A 24,088-nucleotide genomic window follows, 5' to 3' on the forward strand; every position below is an offset into this window, starting at 1 on the left:
AAGGAGATAGATTTAATGAAATTAATCGAAAAAGATTATGAATTTAGGGGGTTCAATAGATAAGTTCGTTTTATACTTTGTAAAAATTCAAGGCATGCGTTTATAGATAATACAGGAAATTGTAAGCAGGCTGAGGATTTAATTGAAGAAATCATTACATTTATTAGGTAATAATATTATTTTATTTGGAGGGTGAATTATGAAGATAAATATTAAAGAATTAGTTGGAAAAATGACTTTAGAAGAAAAGGCTTCATTATGTTCAGGTGAGAATTTTTGGGAAACCAAGAGCATTGAGAGACTGGGAATACAATCTATAATGATGACGGATGGACCTCATGGTCTTAGAAAACAGGCTGCAAATGCAGATCATATGGGATTAAATGAAAGTGTACCTGCTACTTGCTTTCCTACAGCAGCTTCCTTAGCAACTTCCTGGGATAGAGAGCTTATGTATAAGCTAGGGCAGACACTCGGAGAAGAATGTCAAGCAGAGGATGTAGCAATAATATTAGGACCAGGTATAAATATTAAGAGATCTCCTCTATGTGGTAGGAATTTCGAATATTTTTCTGAGGATCCGGTTCTTAGTGGAGAACTGGGAGCAGCTCATGTAAATGGAGTACAAAGCCTAGGAATAGGAACTTCCGTTAAGCACTTTGCTGCGAATAATCAGGAACATGATCGCATGACCATAAGTGCTGAAATTGATGAAAGAACTTTAAGAGAAATATACTTAACAGCCTTTGAAATACTTATTAAGAAAGCAAAGCCATGGACAGTAATGTGTGCTTATAATAAGATAAATGGCACCTATTGTTCAGAAAATAAAAAGTTATTAACGGATATCCTTAGGGAAGAGTGGGGCTTTGATGGTTTTGTTGTATCTGATTGGGGGGCTGTGGATATAAGAACGAATTCTTTAAAGGCAGGGTTAGATTTAGAGATGCCAGGAGCGAATGGGTATACAGATAAGCAAATCGTTGAAGCTATAAAAAATGGAGAATTAGACGAAGAAATTTTAGATAGGGCAGTACAAAACATAGTAACTATACTCCTCAAAGCTAAGGAAGGCAAAAAGAAAAATGTTACTTATGATAAAGTAGAACATCATAGACTTGCTAGAGAAATTGCTAGGGACTGCATAGTATTACTTAAAAGTGAGGGCAATATTTTGCCATTAAATAAAGATAGCTTAAAGCATATTGCAGTTATAGGAGAGTTTGCTAAAAATCCTAGGTATCAAGGGGGCGGAAGCTCTCATGTCAATGCTACAAAGGTAGAAAATGCTTATAATGAAATACTAAAAATTGTAGGAGTGGATAGCAAAATAAGTTATGCAAAAGGCTATGATTTAAAGAATGATGTTATAGATAGGTCGTTAATAGGAATTGCAAAGGAAGTAGCGAAAAAATCTGAGGTGGCGATATTGTTTGTTGGCTTACCAGACTCTTTTGAATCAGAAGGTTATGATAGAAAGCACATGGATATGCCACAAAGTCATGTGAAATTGATAGAAGAAGTGCTGGAGGTTCAAAGGAATGTAATTGTGGTATTAAGCAATGGTTCGATAGTTAATATGACATCATGGAATAAAGAGGTTAAGGGAATTTTGGAAGCAGGACTTTCGGGGCAGGCTGGTGGAGGTGCTATTGCAGATGTATTATTTGGTATAGCAAACCCCAGTGCCAAGCTCCCGGAAACCATCCCTTTGAAGCTTTCAGATACTCCAGCATATTTAAACTTCCCAGGAGAAAAGGGGAAGGTTTCATATAAAGAAGGGATATTTGTAGGCTATAGATATTATGATAAGAAGCAAATGGATGTGCTATACCCTTTTGGACATGGATTATCCTATACTACCTTTGAATATAGGGATTTATCTTTAAGTAGCAGTAAAATAAAAGATAGTGACATACTAGAAGTTAAGGTTAAGGTTAAAAATACAGGAAAAATATTTGGGAAAGAAATTATACAGCTTTATGTAAGAGATATTTATAGTACTGTAATTCGTCCAGAAAAAGAGTTGAAAGCCTTTGATAAGGTAGAATTACAAGCAGGAGAAGAAAAGGAAGTAACCTTTGAATTAGGAAAGAGAGCTTTTGCTTATTATGATGAAGTATTTAAGGCTTGGATTGTAGAAGGAGGAGAATTCGAGATTTTAATAGGTAAATCTTCAAGAGAAATTTGTTTGAAAGAAGTTTTATATGTAGAATCCACGAAAGTACCAAGAAGCAAGTTTAATAGATATACAAAGCTGAAAGAATGGATGAGTGATGCAACTGGATGTGCCTTAGTTCAGCCTATACTAGCTAAGTTTAATGAAGCTACAGGAATGCTAGATTCAGGGGACGAAAGTACCAAGGTAATGATGGAAGCTATGTTTGCTGATATGCCAATATGTAAGCTTATTAATTTTAGCCAAGGAATGTTTAGTGAGGACATGTTAAATCAAGTTATTGATGCAGTAAACAATGTAGAACAATAAAAATGTGCTATTATGATAGAGTTATTTATGTTATTTAATTAAATCATTAAAGAAAAAATCAGTTAGATAAAACTAAAGTTTTTATAACAACAAAATATATTGTTAATTTACCCATATGTACTTAAACATATGGGTTTGTGTTTATTCATAAATATGTTACAATTTTAATATAATGGTAAAATTATAATTAGGAACTAGATAACTTACTTATGCACATATTTTATAAAAGAGGTGATTATGGTGGATTACATGTATGAAATAATAAAATTTAGTAATGTACTGCCTATAAAAATATTTATTCATAAAGTAAACTATGTACCCAATCATTGGCATGAAAGCCTGGAACTGTTATTCATTTTATCAGGAAAAGTTAATATTGTAATAGATGGAATAAAGTATGAGCTTAATGAAGAGGATGTTATTGTCATTAATTCTAACGAAATTCATGCCTTGACCTCACAGGAGGACAATATGATTTTAGCTCTTCAAATTCCAATTGAATATATTAAAAACCATTATGATAATTTTACTGATATTAGCTTTAATTGCAAATCCTTTATGTATCAACATGAAGACCAATATAGATTTAACGTAATAAAAAATATGTTAGCTGAAATGATGTGGATTTATAACAAAGCAGAAGATGGTTTTGAGTTAAAACTACAAAGCTTGCTATTTGAGCTAGTATACAACTTATTTAAAAAATTTAAAGTTATAAAGGATGAAAAACAAAATAAAAGTAGTAATAAATATTTAGAAAGGTTATCTAGAATCATTAGCTATGTAGGAGAGAATTATAAGAAAAAAATTTCCTTGAATACATTAGCAAAACAAGAGTACTTATCTGTATTTTACTTATCTAAGTTTTTTCAAAAGTATATGGGTATGAACTTTTCAACCTATATCAACAGCATAAGGCTACAGCATGCTGCGAAGGATTTAGTATACGCAGATATGTCAATCTCACAGATAGCTTTGGATAATGGTTTTTCAAATGAAAAGTCTTTTCTTAACACGTTTAAAGAGGGATATGGCGATACTCCAAGTCAATATAGAAAAAAAATAAAAAATAATTTAAATGATTTTGTGGAACAAAAAAGTCAAGCTATAAATTATTTGGAGCTAGATAGCAGCAATGTTTTTACAACACTTTTTAAGTATTTAAATATAAAAAATAAACCTAATAGGGATGAGAGAGAGTTTATATTAAAAGATCTAGGAGCGGTTGATGTTTCCAAAGTTAGTAGAAAGATAAATCATAATTGGAAGATGCTTACCACTATTGGAAAGGCAAAGGATGGGTTATTTGCTGAGGTACAAAAACAGTTAGAAAAGATTCAAAAGGACATAGGTTTTAAGTATATTAGATTTCATGGAATTTTTGATGATGAAATGATGGTATATGATGAAGACGAAGCAGGAAACCCTATATTTAATTTTAGTTATGTTGATAAGCTATTTGACTTTTTTTATAGTGTTGGATTAAAACCTTTTGTAGAATTAGGTTTTATGCCCTCTAAATTAGCTAAAGCCAGCTACACTGCATTTTACAGAAAGAGCATTATTAGTATGCCTAAAGACATTAATAAATGGAACATGCTAATAAAAAAATTTGTGGAGCATTGTATATATAGATATGGAAAAGAAGAGGTAGAAAAATGGTATTTTGAGGTTTGGAATGAGCCAGAATTAACTAATGTTTTCTGGTTTGATAGTGAAGAGGATTATTATAAGCTTTATGAAGATACATATCAAAGTATTAAAAAAATTTCTATGGACATAAAAGTAGGTGGGCCATCAATAGTATCCGTCACTTCTATAGGTTTTAACTGGCTAGAGAGATTTTTGAGATTTTGTAATCATAATGACTGCAGACCAGATTTTGTATCTTTTCATAGCTATCCCCATGAAACAAATTCAAATATCTTTGATTGTAATTTTGAAAAAGAAATGCCCATGGTTACAATATCAGAAAATGAAGAGTATCTGGCAGAGGTGATCAATAAAATAAAATATATTACGAAGGAAGCTGGGTTAGAGCATAGGGAAATACATATGACAGAATGGAATTCAAATGCCTGGCACAGGGATTTGTGTAATGATACCTGCTATAAAGTAGCGTATATTGTTAAAAATATAGTAGAAAATATGGATAGTATCTCTAGCTTTGCTTACTGGACTATTACTGATTTTATTGAAGAGTTTCAAGTGCCTGCCCATACATTTCATGGGGGATTAGGGGTTATAACGAATAATGGCATAAAAAAAGCTGCCTACTATGCTTTTTGGCTTTTAAACAAATTGGGAAATAATGTGATAGATTCAGGAGACGGATATTATATTACAGCAAGTAAAAAAGGATATCAGGTTATTCTATACCATTACTGCCATTTTGATAAACTATACAGCAGAAGAGATACTTCAAATATTCACATTAGTGAGAGATATAATGTTTTTATAAATGATTATAACAAGGAAGTAAATTTAAAATTAATAGGATTTAAAGCAGGATTATATGAAGTTAAAGAGTACTCAGTGAATAGAACAAATGGAAGTTCCTACGACAATTGGGTTGAGATGGGATCAATCGAATATTTAAATGAAGAAGAAATCCATTATTTGAATGACAAATCACTGCCCTCATTCAAAAAGTATGGACAGGCTATAGACCATGAATATTCAATTATTACTGGATTAATGCCTCATGAAGTCAAGTTATATGAAATAAATTTTAAGCAAGTTTAATACTTGCTTTTTTTGTCCTCTTTTCTATCCAGGAATATAGCAAACGATTACATATAGCAAAAAAAAGCTCTGAATAAGTTAATAAAGGCAAGGGATTTAATTGATAGATTTATTATAATTATATCATAGAGTCGAACTAATAAAGTATTCTTCAAAATAAAACCATGGTTATAATCCTTATGTTTCGCCACTTAAGCAGAATGCCAGAAACTCTTATTATTAATGCTGAATATGATTTTTTAAGATTAGAAGGTGAGGCTTATGCCAGGAAACTGATTCGTTCAGGCGTAAAAACAAAGATGGTTCGATACAATGGAGTGGACCATGCATTTATAGATAAGATAGGACAATATCCTCAGGCTGAGGACTGTATGAATGAAATTGCAAAAGGAATTAAGAAATTATTTTCTAATAAAAACAAGTAATATGGAGGCGACGGAATGATAGATTTAAAAGCAATTCCCTTTAATTTAAAGGATGAAGATATAAAATGGGTTGAAGAAACCCTGAAATCAATGGACTTAAAGGAAAAAATAGGACAATTATTTTGCCCTATAGGTATGACGGATAATAAGGATTATTTAAAGGCTCTTGCTACAAATATTAAACCTGCTGGAATAATGTTTAGACCAGAAGTGGGTAGTAAAATGCAGGAAACACACAAGTACCTTCAAGAGAATTCAAGAATACCATTACTTATTGCAGCTAATTTAGAAACTGGTGGAAATGGTATTGCTACTGATGGAACCTTCTATGGAAAACAAATGCAAGTGGCAGCTACTGATGATGAAGACATGGCATATAGATTAGGATTAATAGCAGGAAGGGAAGGTAGAGCTGTAGGCTGTAACTGGGCCTTTGCACCAGTTATAGACATAGATATGAACTTCAGAAACCCAATTACTAACGTTAGAACCTATGGTTCTAACCCTGAAAGAGTCTTAAGAATGGGTACAGCCTATATGAAGGGGATCCATGAAACTGGACTAGCTGTATCTATAAAACACTTTCCAGGAGATGGAGTTGACGAAAGAGATCAACATCTTTTAACATCTATAAATGCATTGTCTACTGAAGATTGGGATAAAACTTATGGAATGATATATAAGGGAATGATAGATGAGGGAGCTCATACAGTAATGGTAGGACATATAATGCAACCAGAGTATTCAAGAGAGCTTGTTCCAGGAATAAAGGATGAAGAAATAATGCCAGCTACCTTGGCACCAGAATTACTTCAAGGTTTATTAAGAGAAAAGTTAGGCTTTAACGGTATGATAGTTACAGATGCCAGTTTAATGGCAGGATTTACTGTGGCCGAAAAAAGAGAAATTGCAGTTCCAAAAGCTATTGCTTCAGGGTGCGATATGTTCCTATTCAATAGAAATATTGAAGAAGACTTTGGTTATATGATGAAAGGGATAGAAAAAGGAATATTAACTTTAGAGAGAATTGATGAGGCAGTTACTAGAATCTTAGCAGTTAAGGCATCCTTAGGGTTACACCTTCAAAAGGGAAACAATACATTAGTCCTTGGTGCAGAGGAATTATCAGTTTTAAAATGTGAGGAGCATGTAGCTTGGGCAAAGGAATGTGCTGATAAAGCTGTAACCTTGGTAAAGGATACTCAAAACCTATTACCAGTAACCCCAGAAACCCATAAGAGAGTAATTCTATATGTTTTAGGTGATGAAGGTGGAATGCTCGGTGGACAGTCAATATCTAAATACTTTAAGCAGGCACTAGAGGCAAAGGGGTTTGAGATAACCTTATTTGACAAACAAAATTTAGACTTTGCAGCTCTATTTGCACCAATTAGTAGCTTAAGAGAAAAATATGATTTAGCAGTTTACTTTGCCAACATTGAAACTGCAAGCAATCAAACTACTGTAAGAATAAATTGGGCACCACCAATGGGAGCAGATTTACCTTGGTTTGTAAAAGAATTACCAACCTTATTTGTATCAACAGCTAATCCTTATCATCTTCAAGATGTTCCAATGGTTAAGACTTTTATAAATGCATATTCTAGTAGCGAATATGTTGTAGATGCTGTTATTGAAAAAATCATGGGTAATTCTGAGTTTAAGGGAATAAACCCAGTAAACCCATTCTGTAATTGTTGGGAAGCAAAGCTTTAGGAAAATAAAAGTCATGTAGCAAGGGCAGGAAATCACACACATTGCAGCATACTTTAAAATAAAATAGTCTGTGTAATCCTTAAGAGATACACAGACTATTTTTCATATTAATCGAATCTATATATATAGTATTACACCAATTTATAAATCAAGATTAACTATAGTTCTTCCTTTATGCTTTCCTTTTAATATCATATCAATTTTTTCAGTTAATCCTTCTAAAGATACTTCATCCACATTAGCTTCTAAATTATCAAGTTTCCAATCAGAGGATAATTTATTCCAAATCACAAGTCTGGTATCCATAGGACAGTTAACAGAATCAATTCCAAATAATGAGACGCCTTTCAAAATAAAGGGATATACTGAGGCTTTAAATTCATGGTCTGCAACATTTCCACAACAGGTGACACTACCGCCATAATTAGTTGATTTAATTGCAGTGGCTAAAATGTTTCCACCTACTGTGTCTATTACTCCTGCCCACCTACTCTTTAATAGTGCTTTTCCAGAATTGTCATCTATATCTTTTCTATCAACTATATCTTTTGCACCAATTCCCAGGAGCATCTCCCTTTCAGAAGCTTTTCCTGTAGCTGCAATGACATTATAACCAAGAACACTTAAGATTGAAATGGCGGTACTACCTACTCCGCCTGTTGCACCTGTTACTAATATATCTCCGTCACTGGGTTTAACACCTGAGTTAACCAGTTTATAAACTGATAGGGCAGCAGTGAATCCTGCGGTACCATAAATCATACTTTCTCTTAAAGAAAGGTTTTCAGGAAGTTTTACAACCCACTCTGCCGGAACCCTAATATACTCTGCATATCCTCCTGAGGTACTCATTCCTAAAGCATATCCTGTTACAAGTACCTTATCGTTAACTTTAAAACTATCATTATTGCTTTCAACTACAAAACCTGCAGCATCGATTCCAGGAGTGTGTGGATAATTTCTAGTTACTCCTTTATTTCCTGTAGCAGAAAGAGCATCTTTATAGTTAAGTGAAGAATATTTTACATTTATTATTATATCACCTTCTGGTAGATCATTTATTTGTCTAGTTACGATCTCTCTTTTAAATTCTTTATTTTTGGTTTCTGAAACTAACATTGATTTAAATTTATTATTATTCATTTTAAGACTCCTTATATGATAAATGATTTTATATTAAGCAAATTATAGTAGTAATAAAGTTCTATGTCAAATCCAATTTTTAAAGGTGTAATCAACACAATTCCACCCACATAGCACTTGTCATGTGGGTGGCACCTATTTGACAAGAATATGAAGTCAAGATATAATTATTGAGAATGATAGTACTTATCATTTATATACATAAAGAAAGTATCCATGGGTGTACTTCTTATTGTCATGGCTGCAGGACTTTTGTCCGGAGAAATTCATGAATTTCAAGAACTTTATATGATTCCAGTAGGGATAGAACAAGTTTGGAGTACCAAGGGATTATTGGATCAAAAATCCATGATAGGTGGGTTACTAAAAGCTATTTTCGGGTATGCAGACAGCCCAAATTTAGTTCAAGTACTTGCATATTTGACCTATTTAATGGGTGCATTTTATGCTTATTTTAAGCCTAGCAAACTCCATAACAATTAAGTAATACATGAGCTGGAGTACATTGACTACACTAAGGAGGAGCTTAAATGGAAACTATTAAGTCGATATTTTATTTTATATTAGCAGGAGTTTTTGAGATAGGAGGTGGCTACCTTGTGTGGTTATGGCTCCGTGAAGGAAAAAATATAGGATATGGAGTTTGTGGAGCAATATTATTAATAATATATGGCATTATTCCTACTCTGCAGCCTCCAAATGCTAATTTTGGTAGAGTATATGCAACTTATGGTGGTATCTTTATTGTTTTATCTATCTTATGGGGCTTTAAGATTGATAATATAATTCCAGATAAATTTGATTTGATTGGTGGATTTATAGCGTTAGTTGGAGTTATTATAATTATGTATGCTCCAAGAGGATAGAATATTAAATGTTTATCATGTCACTATATATTAATAATTTAAATATTAATATATAGAGGTGTTAATATAATAAGTCAAAAAAAATTAACAATATAAACGAATTCCTAACTAAAAATGTTAATATTCCCATAGAACTATATGAATCTATCGTATTATGAAAAGAGTACACCCATCTTCTATAAGTGGGTGGTGAATTTTCATTTGGCGTTAGCCAACCTTGTAGTAACCTCTTTTATTATTTTTTTATAAATAAAGTAAATTGTTATATTTTTTTGGATATAGTAAATAATATTATTATGAATATTCAAGAGCGGAGGATTATGACTAAAAAAATTACTAAATCAGTCTTATTTGGTGTTCAAAAACAACAACTTAAGCATTTAAATTCTAGCAATTATGAAGCTCTTAGAGGATTATGTTTTTTATCTAAAAACATGTATAACGTAGCTTTATATAATATTAGACAATATTATTTTACTGAAAAGAAGTTTCTTGGATACAACAGCAATTATCACCTATGTAAATATAATGAGAATTACACAATGCTTAATAGTAATTCAGCACAGCAAATGCTGAAAGTTGCTGATAGAAACTTCAAGTCATTTTTTGCTTTAATAAAAATGGCTAAAAAAGGAGAATATCAATATAGTGATATTAAATTACCTGGGTACTTACCTAAAGATGGATTTTTTAATCTTATCTTTAATGAATTTAATTCTTCTAAAGATAAATTTTCAGTACCAATGTCAACTACTTTCAAAAGGCTTTATGGTAAGGTTGAGATTAACATACCTTCAAATTTAAAAGGTAAGGCAATTAAAGAAGTTAGGATATTACCTAAAAATGATGCAAGGTTCTTTGAAATTCAATGGGTATATGAAATTGATGAGTTCAAAGGAAATTTAAATAAAAACAACACACTTGCTATTGATTTAGGAATAGATAATTTATGTGCTTGTACTATTAATGATGGTAAAGCATTTATAATTGACGGAAAAAAACTTAAATCCATTAATCAATGGGCTAATAAGGAAAATAGTAGACTCCAATCAATTAAAGATAAGCAAAAGATTAAAACGACCACTAAAGCTCAGAAGAAACTATGGAATAAAAGGAGTAATAGAGTTAATGATTATCTCAATAAGACCGTTAGGGTAATTATTGATTATTGTTTAAATAACGATATAGGTAGTATTGTAGTTGGTTATAACCCAACTATTCAAAGAAAAGTAAATTTGGGTAAAGTCAATAATCAAAACTTTGTTAATATTCCAATTGGTAATATAAGAGAAAGGCTGACTTATCAGAGCCAAAGATATAATATTAATTTAATAGAACAAGAAGAAAGCTATACTTCAAAAGCTGATTTTTTAGCAAATGATAGTATGCCTATTTATAGTGCTTTGAATAAGAAAAGATACTTATTTAGTGGTAAAAGAATATCAAGAGGACAATACAAATCATCTAAAGACTTGATATTAAATGCTGATATAAATGGCTCACTTAATATAATGAGAAAATCTAACATAAAACAAATTAACTTAAATCATAAAGAGTATTTAAACCCCATAAGGACAAGAATAGCTTAAATGTAGGCTGGGAATAGAAATATTTACAGTATAGGGCGTACTTGGACACGCCAAAAAGAATAAGGCTGCCTAATTTATTAGGTCCAAAGTTAAAGCAAACTTCTTTATAAAAAAGAATCCCCTTCCTCTACAGGTGGGGGAGGGTTCAATCTTGGACAATATTTTATTGGATATGCTGATAATTTAACATTCGGGCAAGATACAAGTGCTTGGGCAAGGTTATACAATCCAATTAATTCAGGCGTTACTTTGTATGTAAATGTGTTGACTGTAACTGATGTTTCAGAGTCTCCATTCCGTGCACAGTTTTGGTTTAACTCAACTCCTCCTGAGTCAGATGTTAAATTTACACCTGTAACTCCTACAAATTTAAGTATTAAACCATCACATAAAGCAAAGGTACAATTAGAATATGCATCTAATGTTACAGGTGACCCAACTGGAGGAATCAAGGCCTTTGTAAGAAGAGCGTAGCCTGAAACAACATTGATAGAAAGTGAAAATGGGAAAATAATTATTGGTGAGGGTGGTAACTTTTTAGTGTTCTTATCAACTCCAGAAACACCAGAACTTTTAAATTCAGGTAGAATAGCTTTTGTTTGGTGGGAAGAAAGAATCAGTGATAAATGTAAATGCAAGGATTAATAATAACTTCCCATTAATTTAAAATCAAATAAAAAACTAAATTTGTAGAAAAAGAGCTAAAGCATTTTAAAATGGATCCTGTGCCAAGGACATTTTATTTATTTTGGCTCTTTTATAATTATAAAATATATAGATAATTATGATTATAAAGAGTAGAATAAAAAATATAAATGGTTTATTCTTTTAAACAGAGGAGGGGTAGTTTTGGGTATTAATCAAATATCACAACAGTTGAACAGTATAATCACCGGAACAGCACAATCAACAACAGGAATTTTAGGTAAGGATTCAAATGGAGATGCTTCTTCTAGCTTTGAAGCTATACTTAATCAAATAGTGAACAATTCACAAAATCCAACTTTAAATAACGATGGGACAAGCAGCTCTAGTATTAATAGTAAGGATAATATAGTTAATGGATTAGATAATTTGTCATTACAATCTCAAAGGGCTGAGCAGCTTCAACAAATGGTTATGCAGCAAATGATGCAGATTATGACAAAACAAGATACAAGTAGTAGTTCAAGTATCGGTTCCATTGAAAGTGAAGATGGCTTAGAATATTGAATTACGAATTAAGGGAACTCATTTGAGTTCCCTTAATTGATAATTTTAATATTCATTATTAGCTGCAAAAGCATTATTAATAATATACATATTTTTAGGCATATACACACAAAATAAATACATCCATTATTATTTAAGGAAGGATGTAGCTTTATGAATGAAAAAAATAATATGAGTATTAATGATGAGTTAACCGCTAAATCTTATTGGCTGGATTCAACTTCAGAAACAAACTATCCTACTTTAGAAAAAGATATCAAAGTTGATATTGCAATTATAGGAGGAGGGATTACAGGAATAACTACTGCTCTCCTTTTAAAAAATGAAGGTTTCAAAATTGCATTAATTGAGGCAGACAAAATAGTTCAGGGAACCACAGGGCATACTACAGCTTATGTTACTTCACAACACGATATAATATATAGTAATTTAATAAGTCGTATGGGAATTGAAAAAGCTAAGCAATATGCGGATGCAAATGAGGGTGCCATAGATTTTATTGAAAACACTATAAAAAAATACAATATTGATTGTGATTTTTATAGGTTGCCAGCATATATCTATACAACAGATGAAACCTATATAGAGAATATGAAGGCAGAAGCTAAAGCAGCTAAAAGCCTAGGCATAAAAGCAAAATACATAGAAAAGTTAGATTTGCCATTTTATGTAAAGGGTGCACTATGCTTTGAAAATCAAGCTCAATTTCACCCTAGAAAATACCTTCTTAAAGTTGCCGAAAACATTTCTGAAGATGGAAGTCAAATATATGAACATACAAGAGCGGTAGATATAAAGCATGATAATTTATATACTGTAATAACAGATACAGGATTTAAAGTAACAGCTTCAAAAGTTGTTTTAGCTTCACATTTTCCTTTTTATGATGGTTTAGGATTATATTTTGCAAGACTTCGCCCAGAGCGGTCATATGTAATAACTGCTAAAATAACAGATGATTTGCCAAAAGGCACATTTGTAGATGCAGGAGATGCAGGGTGGTATTTTCGCTTACAAAAGTATAGAGATGGTCAGATGATAATTATTGGTGGTCAAGATCATAAAACTGCTCATGGTGGCGACATGATGAAACATTATGACAATTTAAAAAAATTTGCAGAGGAGAATTTTACTGTTGAGAAATTTTTATATAGATGGTCAACTCAAGATTATATAACATTAGATGGTGTGCCATATGTAGGTAATCTTACTTCCACATCAGAAAATATTTATGTAGCTACAGGTTATGGTGAATGGGGAATGACAAATGGAACAGCAGCTGCGAATATATTAAGGGATATTATAGTTAAGAAGGAAAGCCCTTATGAGGAGGTTTACAATCCATCGCGCCATATTTCAACTGAAGGAATTACGAACTTTGCAAAGGAAAATTTTGATGTTGCAAAAGAGTTAATAAAAGGAAAACTTCAAATTGGGCAACATAATATTGATTTAAAAAATGGTGAGGGAAAGGTAGTAGAGCTTGATGGAGAAAGATATGGGGCATATAGAGATAAAAATGGCGAATTGCATATAGTTGATATAACATGTACACATATAGGTTGTGAGCTAAAATGGAATAGTGCAGAATCATCTTGGGATTGCCCTTGTCATGGGTCAAGATTTACTTTTGAGGGCGATATTATAGAAGGCCCAGCGGTTACAAGGTTAAATCACTACAAAGAAGGTAATAATACAATTGATTCAAATCTGATTTGATAAAAATAAAATGGTATAGTCGTTATAATCTATCTATACTATTATATTAAAAATAGTTAAACACCTAAAAGATGTAACATTGAAACAATTACAATGCACCTAATATGTACCTATAGTAAGTATAGAAGAGTATGAAGTGCAAAAAATTATAATTTTGATTGTTCCATAATATTCAATAACATTTTAGATAAGGGTGTGAAAATTTCACACCCTTTAGTATTTTATTTAAGTTGATATTATTTTCGAGAGGTATAATCTTAATGGACAAACTTAATCTTCTGGAATATCCTTAAAACTACTTGATACTCTCTTCTATACTCTTTCCAAAATTCCTACACCTGTCTAATGCTATTTCATCAGGGTTCCACAGTTCTCTTATACCTTCATTTATTATTTCAAACCCAGCTTTATTTAATTCTTCTGTAATTATTTTAACTGACTCACCACTCCAACCGTAACTTCCAAATGCTGCTGCTTTTTTATCCTTAAAACCAAGTCCCTTTATCATTTCTAATATGGCTGCAGTAGAAGAAAGAATTCCATTATTTATTGCTGAAGAACCAACAAGGATCATCTTTGATTTAAATACTTCTGTGACAATATCATTTTTATCATTTTTTGAAGAATTAAATATTTTTATTGTGATATCTTTATTTGCTTCAGTTATCCCTTCAGCTATAGTTTCTGCCATTCTTCTAGTACCATTCCACATAGTATCATAAATTATTGTAATTTGATTTTCTTTATAATTTTTTGCCCATTCCATATATTTATTTGCAATTTGAAGTGGGTTTTGTTTCCAGATAATACCATGACTTGGGCAAATCATATCTACTGGTAGGTTTAAACTTAATATTTCCTCAATTTTCTTCACTACTAAGGGGCTAAAAGGTGTTAAAATATTTGCATAATACTTTATTGCTTCTTGAAATAGTTCCGCATTATCAACCTTGTCATTATACATTAGTTCCGATGCATAATGCTGCCCAAAAGCATCATTACTAAATAATGTGTTTTCTCCTGTTAAATAAGTAAACATACTGTCTGGCCAATGAAGCATTCTTGCCTCCACAAATATTAATTTGTTTTTTCCTATCTCTAATATATCCCCTGTTTTAACCTCAACGAAATTCCAGTTTTGATGATAATGGGCTTTTAGAAATTTCGCTCCATTTTTAGTGCAATATATAGGAACATTCGGTATTTCACTCATAAGTTCTGGGAATGCCCCACTGTGATCGATTTCTGAATGGTTTGCAATAATATAATCAATTTTGTTTAAATCTATTTCATTCTTTAAATTAGCAACAAACTCTTTGGCATATGGTTGCCATACTGTGTCTATAAGTACCGTTTTTTCATCTCTAACTAAATATGAATTGTACGAGGTGCCTTTATTTGTAGAGTACTCTTTACCATGATATTCTCTTAGTTCCCAATCTATTTTTCCGACCCAAGTAACTGTATCACTAATCTTAAATGACATAAATATCATCCTTTCCATAATATATTTTTGAATAAGATATTGCTTTCAAGAGGGATATGTTGGAATGTAAATTCGGCTTTTATTTACATCATGGTTTTTATTCTCTCAAATAATTCATCTGCAGTACCGGCCTGTATTAGTTCATCATTTACTAAAGCATAAGGTCCTACTGCACAATCCCCACAATACCCCAAGCATGACGCTACTGTTACATCAGCATTAGTAAAATTGTCTTTTAATTTTTTCATAGTTTTCTCTGTTCCAAAAGTAAAGTTATTTTCACAAAAATTTATTTCTGTCATCTTTATAGCTCCATCATTAATTATTATCTTTTTAATTTATCTAATAACTCGTCTGCAGATATATTAGATAAATCAACCTGATTTAATGTTATTCCACTTTTTATGGCTGATTTAAGAAGTGGTGACCTTTTCGTATCACCTATAACAATTGCACCGATTATGTTATTATCTTTTATAAATATTTTTTTATACCCTTTTACATTAATATCTTCATCTATTAATACTTTTGTAGACTTAGTTTCATCTGTACATCCCATAGAAAATAACGAAATTCCAAAAGCATTTGGGGTTGTTACTGGAGTGAGTTTTTCATAAATAGTTTCCTTCCCAGTAATGTTGTATCCTGAAACCTTTCCTTGTGCTATGGCAATATTCCATAGTCCAGTAACTTGATTATCAAATTCAGCAATATCTCCTGCCGCATAAATATTTTTTATGTTGGTTTCCATTTTATTGTTGGCTTCATAATATTATTGTTCCCTTTTTCTTTTGTAATTATTTTAAAAACATGTAATTTACCAGTTTGTATTTTAAATAAAAAAAGAGTATGTGACTTTATCACATACTCTTAAAGTATTGGTTTAACTTTTCTCTATTGACTATAAATTTCCTATGTTCAATTTTAACCATATCCATTTGTTCAAGTTCATTTACTGCCCTTGAAATAGTTTCACGAGAGCTACCTAACATATCTGCCAAATAGGTTATATTTATCTTAACATCTATTAAAACTCCCTGCTCTGTTTCTACTCCATAGTCCTTAGACAGTTTCCAAAGCTTAGCAGCTACCCTTTTGTCCATCTTAGTAGGAACTGTATTTTTAATTTGTCTATACAATCTTCTTATTTTTTTACTCATAGAGCACAATATAACTTCTGTGAGTTTAAAGTCTTGCTGCATGATATTTAATAAGTCTACTTTTGGTATGCTTATAATTTCACCGTCTTCAAAACCTTCGCAATTAATAGAGGCTGTATGATTATCGAAAATTACCTCATTTATAATCTCACCTTTGTTTAAGATATATATAATCCTTTTTTGACCTTTTTCTGATAACCTGTACATGGTTACCTTGCCCTCTAGCACTATATATATATTATCGATAATTTGTCTTTCAGCAAATAATATTTGTGTTTTTTTTAGTTTTTTTGTGAGGACAATCGCTCTTATTAAATCTAAGGTTTTATCATCGACACATTCAAATAAAGGAAGGTCTTTTAATTGCCTAAGCGTTACTTGTGGCATCCTAACTTCTCCTTATGATTTCATTTTAAAATCTCATTATTTCAAAAATGTAAATTATTGTTTCTAATAATATTAATAATATCATTATATCTCATACTCAGTGCAATATGTAATATAATATACGAAAGCTTTATTTTTCTCATAATCAACTAATTAAAATCCAGTATATTTAAAAAGCACCATGCTTAAAAGCATGATGCTATATTAAAGAAATGGACGATTTTATTTTTCTTTTGCTATAAACCAATATGCTGCTCCAATAAATACAGCCCCACCTACAAAGTTACCTAGGGTAACCCAAAGCAAGTTGTGTGTTAACCCAACTATTGAAATTGATGCTCCATGAGGAATCATCAGTGCTACTGAAAGTAAGGTCATATTTGCAATACTATGTTCAAAACCTGTAGTTATAAATGCAAAAAGGCACCAGAAAATCATTATAAGTTTAGCTGTTTCTTCCTTTAATTTAATAGAACACCACACAGCTAAACAAACTAACATGTTACAAAGGATACCTCTTAAAAATAATTCCATACTTGGTGTTGCCATTTTTACTTGTGATGCTTTTAAAATGAGGGTAGCTGTACTTCCTTTTGCAAGACCAGCACCTACAAATATTGCAGATAACAATACCGAACCTACGAAATTTCCTATAAAGCTATAAATCCAAATATTTATAGAATCAAGCCAAGAGACTTTCTTTTCTAGAGACCCTATGGTCATAGTCATGTTGTTTCCAGTGAAAAGTTCGGATCCAGCCATTATTACAAGACTTAAGGCAATGCCAAAGGAAGCTCCCATAATAATTTTTGTTGCAGGGGACTGTGCAGCTGATAATAATCCACCAATAGTAAATATTAATAAAATTCCAAATCCCACATAAACACCAGCCAAAGCAGCTGCAGTAAGATACCTTATTTTGCTTTTCTTCAAGAGTTCAGACTTTTTTATAGCTGATGTTGAAACATTGTTAATTTCTTCACTAAACAAAATATATCATCTCCTTAAATAAAATATACTCACACTTTATCATTATAAAATAAGAAATTATGTGACTAATATCACATAATTTTAAAAAGATATTTTTTATCCTAATATTTGTTTTAAATTATCTTCTGGTGTAAGTACTTAATTAGAGCTTGAAGGGTTAAACTATCATCAGTAAGTACCTCTAGAGCTTACTGTGAAGGAAAACCTTACAACTTTGTATATGATGATATAAAAAATACAAAATAGGAGAAAACAATAATGATTAATAAATAAATATAAAATAATTATTAAATTAGGAGGATGCTAAAATTTGAAAAATTTAAAAAGTTTAAAAGGAACCAAAACTGCCGAAAATCTTTTAAAATCCTTTGCAGGAGAATCACAAGCAAGAAATAGGTATACCTATTATGCTTCAGTAGCTAAAAAGGAAGGTTACGTCCAAATTGAAAACATATTTACTGAAACAGCAGGTAATGAAAAAGAACATGCAGAGAGATTCTTTAAATTTTTAGCCAATAGTGATTTAAATGGCGAAGCAGTTATTATTAATGATGCAGCTTATCCTGTTTTCTTAGGAGATACTAAGGGAAATCTATTAGCAGGAGCTGCTGGTGAGAATGAAGAGTGGACGACTTTATATCCTCATTTTGCAGACGTTGCAGAAGAGGAAGGGTTTTCTGACATTGCATATGTATATAGAAAAGTTTCTGAAGTTGAGAAAAGACATGAGGTCAGATACAGAAAACTAGCTAAAAACATTGAAGATGGTACTGTGTTTATAAAAAATGAAACAACTTTATGGAAATGCAGTAATTGTGGATTTATATTCGAGGGCAGCGGAGCACCAGAAATTTGTCCATCATGTGCCCATCCAAAGTCTTATTTTGAAATATTTGCAGAAAACTATTAAAACTTAAAAAATAAATTATAAAAATAATTTTAAAGAAATAAATGGAGAAGTGAATTAAATTCACTTCTCCGTTTATTTTTCTGATTAAAAATGTCTGACTTTGAACATTAAGTGTTTATAAAGAACTCTATTACATTTTTTCAAACTCAGATTTTGGAACTCCACATAATGGACAAACCCAATCTTCTTGAACATCCTCAAACTTAGTTCCTGGTGCTATTCCACCATCTGGGTCACCTATTTCTGGATCATACACGTAGCCACATACTAAACAAACATACTTATCCATAAAAACATCTCCTCTTGATTTATTAATATTAAAAACTATTTAATAGTCTCTTTATAGTATTATTATTCCCTTTTTTCTTTGTGATTATTTTAAAAGCATGTAACTTACCAGTTAATATATTCCTTAACTTCAGCTTTATCTCCTAAGGTTATATCTTTTAGAACCCACTCCTTAAACACTGGATATCCTGTTCTATCCACAATATACCCTATGTGTTCTTTTCCTCCTGGTGCATCTATATTTATGTATTTATCAATATATGAATATGTGTTTTTTATTATTTTTATTATACTTTCTGCGTCTACCCAAGTTATAAAATCCTGAGCAAGTCTAGGATTCTTTTTTCCAGTTCTACCCATTATCACAAGCTTATAATATTTATCAGTACTTCTGCTCCATGCACCAGTTGGACATTTACCTATACATTCACCACAGCCAATGCACTTGTCATGGTCGCGTACAATTTTAAAATTTTCCATTTTAAGTGCACCAGTAACTCTTTTTTTACAGTTAGTTACGCAGGTTTTACAGCTTATACATCTATAGGATTCATATTGAGGCTCAGTCATCCCTATAATCCCGAAATCCTGAATCCTAGCTTTGATACAATCATTAGGGCAACCGGTTAAAGCTATCTTCACATGATAATCATTAGGAAAGATTTCTTTTTCAATCCTTTTTGCAAAGTCTGTAGTATTATAATTTGCAAAGGGGCATACATTCGCGCCTATACAGGCTGATACATTTCTAGTACCTGCTGCTGAATATCCTGTATTGGGAGAAATTTGATTTATTTCCAGGCCTTCTATAATTGGTTGAATCATCTTATTAACTTCTGGTATTTTATCTATATCAATATTGGGTATCTCAAAGCCCTGTCTTATAGTTATATGAATATTTCCATCTCCATAAGTTTCTGCTACCCTTTGCAGAACTTCTAAATATTTAGCTTCTATGTGACCCCCAGGTACTCTTACTCTTATAGCTGTTTTACCTCTTTTTTTAGTTATTCTGTAAGCATTTTTTTTAAGTAATTTGGTGTTTACATCCATGATATTCTCCCCCTTAATCTACTAGATGAACTGCATCCATATAGTTAAAAACAGGTCCTTCTAAACAAATATAAGTATCATCAATTTTACAATGTCCGCATTTGCCAACACCACAGCACATCTTTCTCTCATAAGATACCCATATATTTTCTTCCTTTACTCCTTTTTTTATAAATTCAGCTACTGTAAATTTCATCATTATTGGAGGGCCTACTACAATAACTTGTACTTTATCTATATTCTCTACTGCAATATCTGCAACATATTTTGTTATTAATCCTACATTTCCCATGTAGCATTCTTCTGCACTATCTACAGTTAGAGTTACACTAATACTCTTTTCCCAAGATTTTAAATCATCTTTAAATAAAATGTCTTTAGGTGACTTAAATCCTGTTATTAGATTAAAGTGATTACATTCCGTTGGATGCTTTGAAAAATAATCTACTATTCCTTTTATAGGTGCAAGTCCAGTTCCACCTGCGGCTACAATGATTTCTTTATTTTTATAAAGGTTAACATCGAAGCCATTTCCATACGGGCCTCTTAAAAATAAGGTACCTCCTACGAAAAAACTATGAATTACATCTGTAACCACACCTACACGTCTTATTGTAAGATCTATATAATCCTCACCTATCTCACTAACAGATATAGGTGATTCCCCGAATTTTGGTATGGATACTTCAAAAAATTGACCCGGCTTTACGTCTCCTCTGAACTCCATTCTGAAAGTATAATCCGTTTCTGTATGCTTTTTTATATTAAGTATCTTAGATTTAAAAGGCATATATATGTTTTCCATTTATTCCACCTCATCCATTGCTTTATTTAATTTATTTACACAATTTGAGAAAGATATATATTCGGGGCATATATCATCACATCTACCACAACCTATACACATATGATACCCAGCTCTCTTTTTAAAGTCATATACCTTGTGCATAATTTTAAATCTCATTCTATCCTTTTTGTCTTTTCTAAAACCGTGGCCACCTGCCATATCACTAAATCCGTCTACATGACAAGATGCCCATACGCGTCTTCTTTCTCCTGTATTTTTATTATCCTTATAGAAAATATCCTGCATAGTAAAACAGGCGCAAGTACCACATACAAAATTACACCTCCCACATGCAATGCATCTTGAAGAATATTCATCCCACATTTTTGATTTGAAAACCCTCTGATCTAAGTTTTCAGGTATAGTAACCACTATATCATTAGTCAGAGCAAATTCAGGCTCTAGTTCTATCACAATCGATTCGCCTTTGTTAAAGTAATTCATTAGTTCCTCGGATTTACAATCTATAATAACCTCATCATTTTGAAGCTTAGTGTACATATCATAATCTTCTGTTTTATTTGATCCCATGCTTACACAAAAACAGTTTTCAAAGCTTTTACTACAACCCATAAGCACAAATTTAATTTTGTTTCTTAAATTCTTATAATAATAGTCCTCATTACCATTTCTTAAATAAATTTCATCCAATCTCTTCAATGCATGAATATCACAGCTTCTTAAGAAAATTAATATTTTCTTTTCCTCTTGTTTTGGCTGCGTGCATTCATTTTCAGTAAAGTAAAATAAGGTTTGAGTAATAGGCAGTATTATTTCCTTAGGAGAAAAACTAGATTTTAGATCAAACTCTACTTCCTTTATACTCTCTATTTCTTCATACCTAACAGTATCAGTATCTGCAAGAGTTCCTTTTCCCTTGAGCTTTACTGGAGCATATACCTTATATTCACGTCGCAAGATTTTAAGATACTCATCAAACTTCTCTATTTTTAACTTAAAGCCCATAAATACAACACCCTCCACCATAATAAATTTCACTTAATAATTAAGCATTGTTAATAAATTCACTATAATAAACAAATCTATTCTATTCCGAATTAACTTCATTATATTTTAAATAAAAAAAAGAGTATGTGACTTTCATCACACACTTTTTAAATGGCGAAGAAACAGCGCAGAAGGAAGTTCAATTTCATTATTGCAAGCCAAACAAACCTCTTATAGTAAAAAATTAATCTAGTAACATATGTTACCGACAATACAATTATAAACCTATATACTAATCTCATAACACAAGCGCAAATAGTGCTTACAAAAGTGAAAAATGGAGGGTGATTTGTATGTCAATGTTTTGTTATCAATGTCAAGAAGCAGCTAATTGCAAGGGTTGTACGGTAAAGGGAGTTTGTGGTAAGACTGAAGACCTTGCAAAGGCTCAGGACTTGCTAATTTACATAACTAAAGGAATATCTGTATACAGTGTTAAGGCTAGAGCTAATGGTATAGTTAATAAGGAAGTAGATAATTTTATAATGGAAAGTTTATTTGCAACTATAACTAATGCAAATTTCGATAGAAATGTATTTATTGAAAGAATCAGAAAAGGATTAAGCTTAAGGGAAGAAATAAAAGGGCAGCTTCTTAAAGCTGGTGTTAAGTTAAGCGATAAAGGCGAAAATGCTAGTTGGCTTAGCAAAATATTAAATACCTTTGGGCTTGGCAAAGAAGAGGAATTAAACCTACCAGATGCAGCGGTTTGGTTTTCTAACGACTTAAAAGCCTTTGATGAAAAAGCCGGCAAAGTTGGCGTGCTTTCAACAGAGAATGAAGATATAAGATCTTTAAGAGAATTATTGATTTATGGACTTAAAGGTATGGCTGCATATGCTAAGCATGCTGATAATCTTGGATACAATGAAGATGGTCTCCATGCGTTTACTCAAAAGGGGTTAGCTTCTACTTTAGACGATACTTTGGGGGTAGATGAACTTGTAGCTTTAGTACTTGAATGTGGTAAGTACGGTGTGGATGCAATGGCATTACTTGACAAGGCTAACACTTCTAGTTATGGAAATCCAGAAATAACAAAAGTTAATATAGGAGTTAAAAATAATCCTGGTATATTAATTAGTGGACATGATTTAAAGGATATGGAAGAGTTATTAAAGCAGACAGAAGGTACTGGCATAGATATCTATACTCATAGTGAAATGCTTCCAGCTAATTATTATCCTGCATTTAAAAAGTACAAGCACTTGGTAGGTAATTATGGGAATGCATGGTGGAAGCAGAATCAGGAATTTGAAAGCTTCAACGGACCAATACTTATGACTACAAACTGTATCGTAACTCCAAAAGCATCTTATAAAGATAGGATATACACTACAGGAGTAACAGGATTTGCAGGTGTTAAGCACATAGCAGATGGAATTGATGGAGGAGCAAAAGATTTTTCTCAAATAATTAAACAAGCTAAAAATAGCAACGCACCTGTGGAAATTGAAAAGGGTGAAATAGTAGGAGGCTTTGCTCATAATCAAGTGATAGCTCTTGCAGATAAGATTGTAGACGCTGTTAAAACTGGAGCAATAAAGAGATTCTTTGTAATGGCAGGTTGTGATGGAAGAATGAAGAGTAGAGATTACTACACAGAATTTGCTGAAAAATTACCAAAGGATGCAGTTATACTTACAGCAGGTTGTGCAAAATATAAATATAACAAATTAAATTTAGGTGATATTGGTGGAATTCCAAGAGTATTGGATGCTGGACAATGTAACGATTCATACTCATTAGTAGTGATAGCACTTAAACTAAAAGAAGTATTTGAATTAGACGACATAAATGAACTTCCAATTTCTTACAACATTGCATGGTACGAGCAAAAAGCAGTTATAGTATTACTTGCATTGTTACATTTAGGCGTTAAAAAAATTCATTTAGGACCAACTCTGCCAGCCTTTTTATCGCCAAACGTGGTAAAGGTATTGGTTGACAACTTTGGAATTGCTGGAATAACAAATGCAGATGACGATATAAAGATGTTCATGGAGGGCTAATAATTAGAATCCTCGAATTACCTTAATTTAAAAAAATGCTAAAG

21 protein-coding genes and 1 pseudogene are annotated in these 24,088 nt (G+C 31.8%); 12 read left to right on the top strand and 10 right to left on the bottom strand.

Annotation, left to right across the window (positions count from 1 at the left end; all coding sequences use genetic code 11):
* Nucleotides 1–199: 199 nt before the first annotated feature.
* The 4 genes from G9F72_RS03425 (at nt 200) to G9F72_RS03440 (ending at nt 7,374) form a co-directional block, all read left to right on the top strand.
* A complete protein-coding gene (locus G9F72_RS03425) occupies nt 200–2,488 on the top strand; it encodes a glycoside hydrolase family 3 C-terminal domain-containing protein (RefSeq protein WP_164959100.1) in 2,289 nt (762 codons plus the stop codon).
* Nucleotides 2,489–2,725: 237 nt separating this feature from the next.
* Nucleotides 2,726–5,233 carry a GH39 family glycosyl hydrolase gene (locus G9F72_RS03430; RefSeq protein ID WP_224675940.1) on the top strand — a complete coding sequence of 836 codons (2,508 nt, stop codon included), beginning with the start codon at nt 2,726–2,728 and terminating at the stop codon, nt 5,231–5,233.
* 179 nt (nt 5,234–5,412) lie between these two features.
* The gene (locus G9F72_RS03435; protein WP_202054889.1) at nt 5,413–5,658 is read left to right on the top strand and encodes an alpha/beta hydrolase; all 246 of its coding nucleotides are present in this window, start codon (nt 5,413–5,415) and stop codon (nt 5,656–5,658) included.
* 15 nt (nt 5,659–5,673) lie between these two features.
* Nucleotides 5,674–7,374, top strand: a complete 1,701-nt coding sequence (locus G9F72_RS03440) for a glycoside hydrolase family 3 protein (protein WP_164959097.1) — start codon at nt 5,674–5,676, stop codon at nt 7,372–7,374.
* A 141-nt stretch (nt 7,375–7,515) separates the two neighbouring features.
* Here the strand turns inward: G9F72_RS03440 and G9F72_RS03445 are convergent, their stop codons facing one another.
* A complete protein-coding gene (locus G9F72_RS03445) occupies nt 7,516–8,517 on the bottom strand; it encodes a YhdH/YhfP family quinone oxidoreductase (RefSeq protein ID WP_164959096.1) in 1,002 nt (333 codons plus the stop codon).
* Between the two features lie 216 nt (nt 8,518–8,733).
* Between G9F72_RS03445 and G9F72_RS03450 the strand changes: the two genes are divergently transcribed.
* The 6 genes and pseudogenes from G9F72_RS03450 to G9F72_RS03475 all read left to right on the top strand — a co-directional run bounded on the left by G9F72_RS03450 (nt 8,734) and on the right by G9F72_RS03475 (nt 13,903).
* Nucleotides 8,734–9,000 (top strand): hypothetical protein, encoded by a 267-nt coding sequence (locus tag G9F72_RS03450; protein ID WP_187356101.1) that lies wholly within the window; start codon nt 8,734–8,736, stop codon nt 8,998–9,000.
* Nucleotides 9,001–9,047: 47 nt separating this feature from the next.
* Nucleotides 9,048–9,383, top strand: coding sequence for a YnfA family protein (locus G9F72_RS03455; protein WP_164959095.1), 336 nt, complete (start codon nt 9,048–9,050; stop codon nt 9,381–9,383).
* A gap of 320 nt (nt 9,384–9,703) precedes the next feature.
* Nucleotides 9,704–10,972 (top strand): RNA-guided endonuclease InsQ/TnpB family protein, encoded by a 1,269-nt coding sequence (locus G9F72_RS03460; RefSeq protein ID WP_224675942.1) that lies wholly within the window; start codon nt 9,704–9,706, stop codon nt 10,970–10,972.
* Between the two features lie 165 nt (nt 10,973–11,137).
* Nucleotides 11,138–11,617 (top strand): annotated as a pseudogene (locus G9F72_RS03465) (DUF6143 family protein).
* 204 nt (nt 11,618–11,821) lie between these two features.
* Nucleotides 11,822–12,184, top strand: a complete 363-nt coding sequence (locus G9F72_RS03470) for a hypothetical protein (protein WP_164958619.1) — start codon at nt 11,822–11,824, stop codon at nt 12,182–12,184.
* 153 nt (nt 12,185–12,337) lie between these two features.
* The gene (locus tag G9F72_RS03475) at nt 12,338–13,903 is read left to right on the top strand and encodes an FAD-dependent oxidoreductase (protein WP_224675943.1); all 1,566 of its coding nucleotides are present in this window, start codon (nt 12,338–12,340) and stop codon (nt 13,901–13,903) included.
* Between the two features lie 295 nt (nt 13,904–14,198).
* Here G9F72_RS03475 and G9F72_RS03480 read toward each other — a convergent pair whose 3' ends face one another.
* The 5 genes from G9F72_RS03480 to G9F72_RS03500 form a co-directional block, all read right to left on the bottom strand.
* Nucleotides 14,199–15,389, bottom strand: a complete 1,191-nt coding sequence (locus G9F72_RS03480; protein WP_164958618.1) for an anaerobic nitric oxide reductase flavorubredoxin — start codon at nt 15,387–15,389, stop codon at nt 14,199–14,201.
* An 83-nt stretch (nt 15,390–15,472) separates the two neighbouring features.
* Complete coding sequence (locus tag G9F72_RS03485; RefSeq protein WP_164958617.1) at nt 15,473–15,691, bottom strand: DUF1450 domain-containing protein; 219 nt, start codon at nt 15,689–15,691, stop codon at nt 15,473–15,475.
* 23 nt (nt 15,692–15,714) lie between these two features.
* Nucleotides 15,715–16,140: a hypothetical protein gene (locus G9F72_RS03490; RefSeq protein WP_164958616.1), complete on the bottom strand. Its 426-nt coding sequence runs from the start codon at nt 16,138–16,140 to the stop codon at nt 15,715–15,717.
* Between the two features lie 109 nt (nt 16,141–16,249).
* Nucleotides 16,250–16,936 (bottom strand): Crp/Fnr family transcriptional regulator, encoded by a 687-nt coding sequence (locus G9F72_RS03495; RefSeq protein ID WP_164958615.1) that lies wholly within the window; start codon nt 16,934–16,936, stop codon nt 16,250–16,252.
* A 222-nt stretch (nt 16,937–17,158) separates the two neighbouring features.
* Nucleotides 17,159–17,926 carry a formate/nitrite transporter family protein gene (locus tag G9F72_RS03500; RefSeq protein ID WP_164958614.1) on the bottom strand — a complete coding sequence of 256 codons (768 nt, stop codon included), beginning with the start codon at nt 17,924–17,926 and terminating at the stop codon, nt 17,159–17,161.
* Nucleotides 17,927–18,236: 310 nt separating this feature from the next.
* Between G9F72_RS03500 and rbr the strand changes: the two genes are divergently transcribed.
* Nucleotides 18,237–18,836, top strand: a complete 600-nt coding sequence (rbr, locus tag G9F72_RS03505) for a rubrerythrin (protein WP_164958613.1) — start codon at nt 18,237–18,239, stop codon at nt 18,834–18,836.
* 130 nt (nt 18,837–18,966) lie between these two features.
* Here rbr and rd read toward each other — a convergent pair whose 3' ends face one another.
* From rd to asrA, 4 genes are all read right to left on the bottom strand, one after another.
* A complete protein-coding gene (gene rd, locus G9F72_RS03510) occupies nt 18,967–19,125 on the bottom strand; it encodes a rubredoxin (RefSeq protein ID WP_164958612.1) in 159 nt (52 codons plus the stop codon).
* A 104-nt stretch (nt 19,126–19,229) separates the two neighbouring features.
* Entirely contained in the window at nt 19,230–20,177 is a 948-nt protein-coding gene (gene asrC / locus G9F72_RS03515) for a sulfite reductase subunit C (RefSeq protein ID WP_164958611.1), read from the bottom strand.
* A 13-nt stretch (nt 20,178–20,190) separates the two neighbouring features.
* Complete coding sequence (gene asrB / locus G9F72_RS03520) at nt 20,191–20,982, bottom strand: anaerobic sulfite reductase subunit AsrB (RefSeq protein WP_164958610.1); 792 nt, start codon at nt 20,980–20,982, stop codon at nt 20,191–20,193.
* A complete protein-coding gene (gene asrA, locus G9F72_RS03525; RefSeq protein ID WP_164958609.1) occupies nt 20,983–21,990 on the bottom strand; it encodes an anaerobic sulfite reductase subunit AsrA in 1,008 nt (335 codons plus the stop codon).
* Between the two features lie 335 nt (nt 21,991–22,325).
* On the opposite strand from asrA, the gene hcp reads away from it, so the two are divergent.
* Entirely contained in the window at nt 22,326–24,044 is a 1,719-nt protein-coding gene (gene hcp, locus G9F72_RS03530) for a hydroxylamine reductase (RefSeq protein WP_164958608.1), read from the top strand.
* The last annotated feature ends 44 nt before the right edge of the window (nt 24,045–24,088 follow it).

It is taken from the genome of Clostridium estertheticum (assembly GCF_011065935.2).
GTDB classification, from domain to species: domain Bacteria; phylum Bacillota; class Clostridia; order Clostridiales; family Clostridiaceae; genus Clostridium_AD; species Clostridium_AD estertheticum_A.

Bases quoted from the DNA above. Each gene is read 5' to 3' on its own strand.
- G9F72_RS03460 (WP_224675942.1), top strand. From the start codon at position 9,704: ATGACTAAAAAAATTACTAAATCAGTCTTATTTGGTGTTCAAAAACAA.
- asrB (WP_164958610.1), bottom strand. From the start codon at position 20,982: ATGGAAAACATATATATGCCTTTTAAATCTAAGATACTTAATATAAAA.
- G9F72_RS03445 (WP_164959096.1), bottom strand. From the start codon at position 8,517: ATGAATAATAATAAATTTAAATCAATGTTAGTTTCAGAAACCAAAAAT.
- G9F72_RS03425 (WP_164959100.1), top strand. From the start codon at position 200: ATGAAGATAAATATTAAAGAATTAGTTGGAAAAATGACTTTAGAAGAA.
- G9F72_RS03435 (WP_202054889.1), top strand. From the start codon at position 5,413: ATGTTTCGCCACTTAAGCAGAATGCCAGAAACTCTTATTATTAATGCT.
- G9F72_RS03490 (WP_164958616.1), bottom strand. From the start codon at position 16,140: ATGGAAACCAACATAAAAAATATTTATGCGGCAGGAGATATTGCTGAA.
- hcp (WP_164958608.1), top strand. From the start codon at position 22,326: ATGTCAATGTTTTGTTATCAATGTCAAGAAGCAGCTAATTGCAAGGGT.
- G9F72_RS03475 (WP_224675943.1), top strand. From the start codon at position 12,338: ATGAATGAAAAAAATAATATGAGTATTAATGATGAGTTAACCGCTAAA.
- G9F72_RS03455 (WP_164959095.1), top strand. From the start codon at position 9,048: ATGGAAACTATTAAGTCGATATTTTATTTTATATTAGCAGGAGTTTTT.
- G9F72_RS03430 (WP_224675940.1), top strand. From the start codon at position 2,726: ATGGTGGATTACATGTATGAAATAATAAAATTTAGTAATGTACTGCCT.
- G9F72_RS03495 (WP_164958615.1), bottom strand. From the start codon at position 16,936: ATGCCACAAGTAACGCTTAGGCAATTAAAAGACCTTCCTTTATTTGAA.
- G9F72_RS03480 (WP_164958618.1), bottom strand. From the start codon at position 15,389: ATGTCATTTAAGATTAGTGATACAGTTACTTGGGTCGGAAAAATAGAT.
- asrC (WP_164958611.1), bottom strand. From the start codon at position 20,177: ATGGATGTAAACACCAAATTACTTAAAAAAAATGCTTACAGAATAACT.
- G9F72_RS03450 (WP_187356101.1), top strand. From the start codon at position 8,734: ATGGGTGTACTTCTTATTGTCATGGCTGCAGGACTTTTGTCCGGAGAA.
- G9F72_RS03440 (WP_164959097.1), top strand. From the start codon at position 5,674: ATGATAGATTTAAAAGCAATTCCCTTTAATTTAAAGGATGAAGATATA.
- asrA (WP_164958609.1), bottom strand. From the start codon at position 21,990: ATGGGCTTTAAGTTAAAAATAGAGAAGTTTGATGAGTATCTTAAAATC.
- rd (WP_164958612.1), bottom strand. From the start codon at position 19,125: ATGGATAAGTATGTTTGTTTAGTATGTGGCTACGTGTATGATCCAGAA.
- G9F72_RS03485 (WP_164958617.1), bottom strand. From the start codon at position 15,691: ATGACAGAAATAAATTTTTGTGAAAATAACTTTACTTTTGGAACAGAG.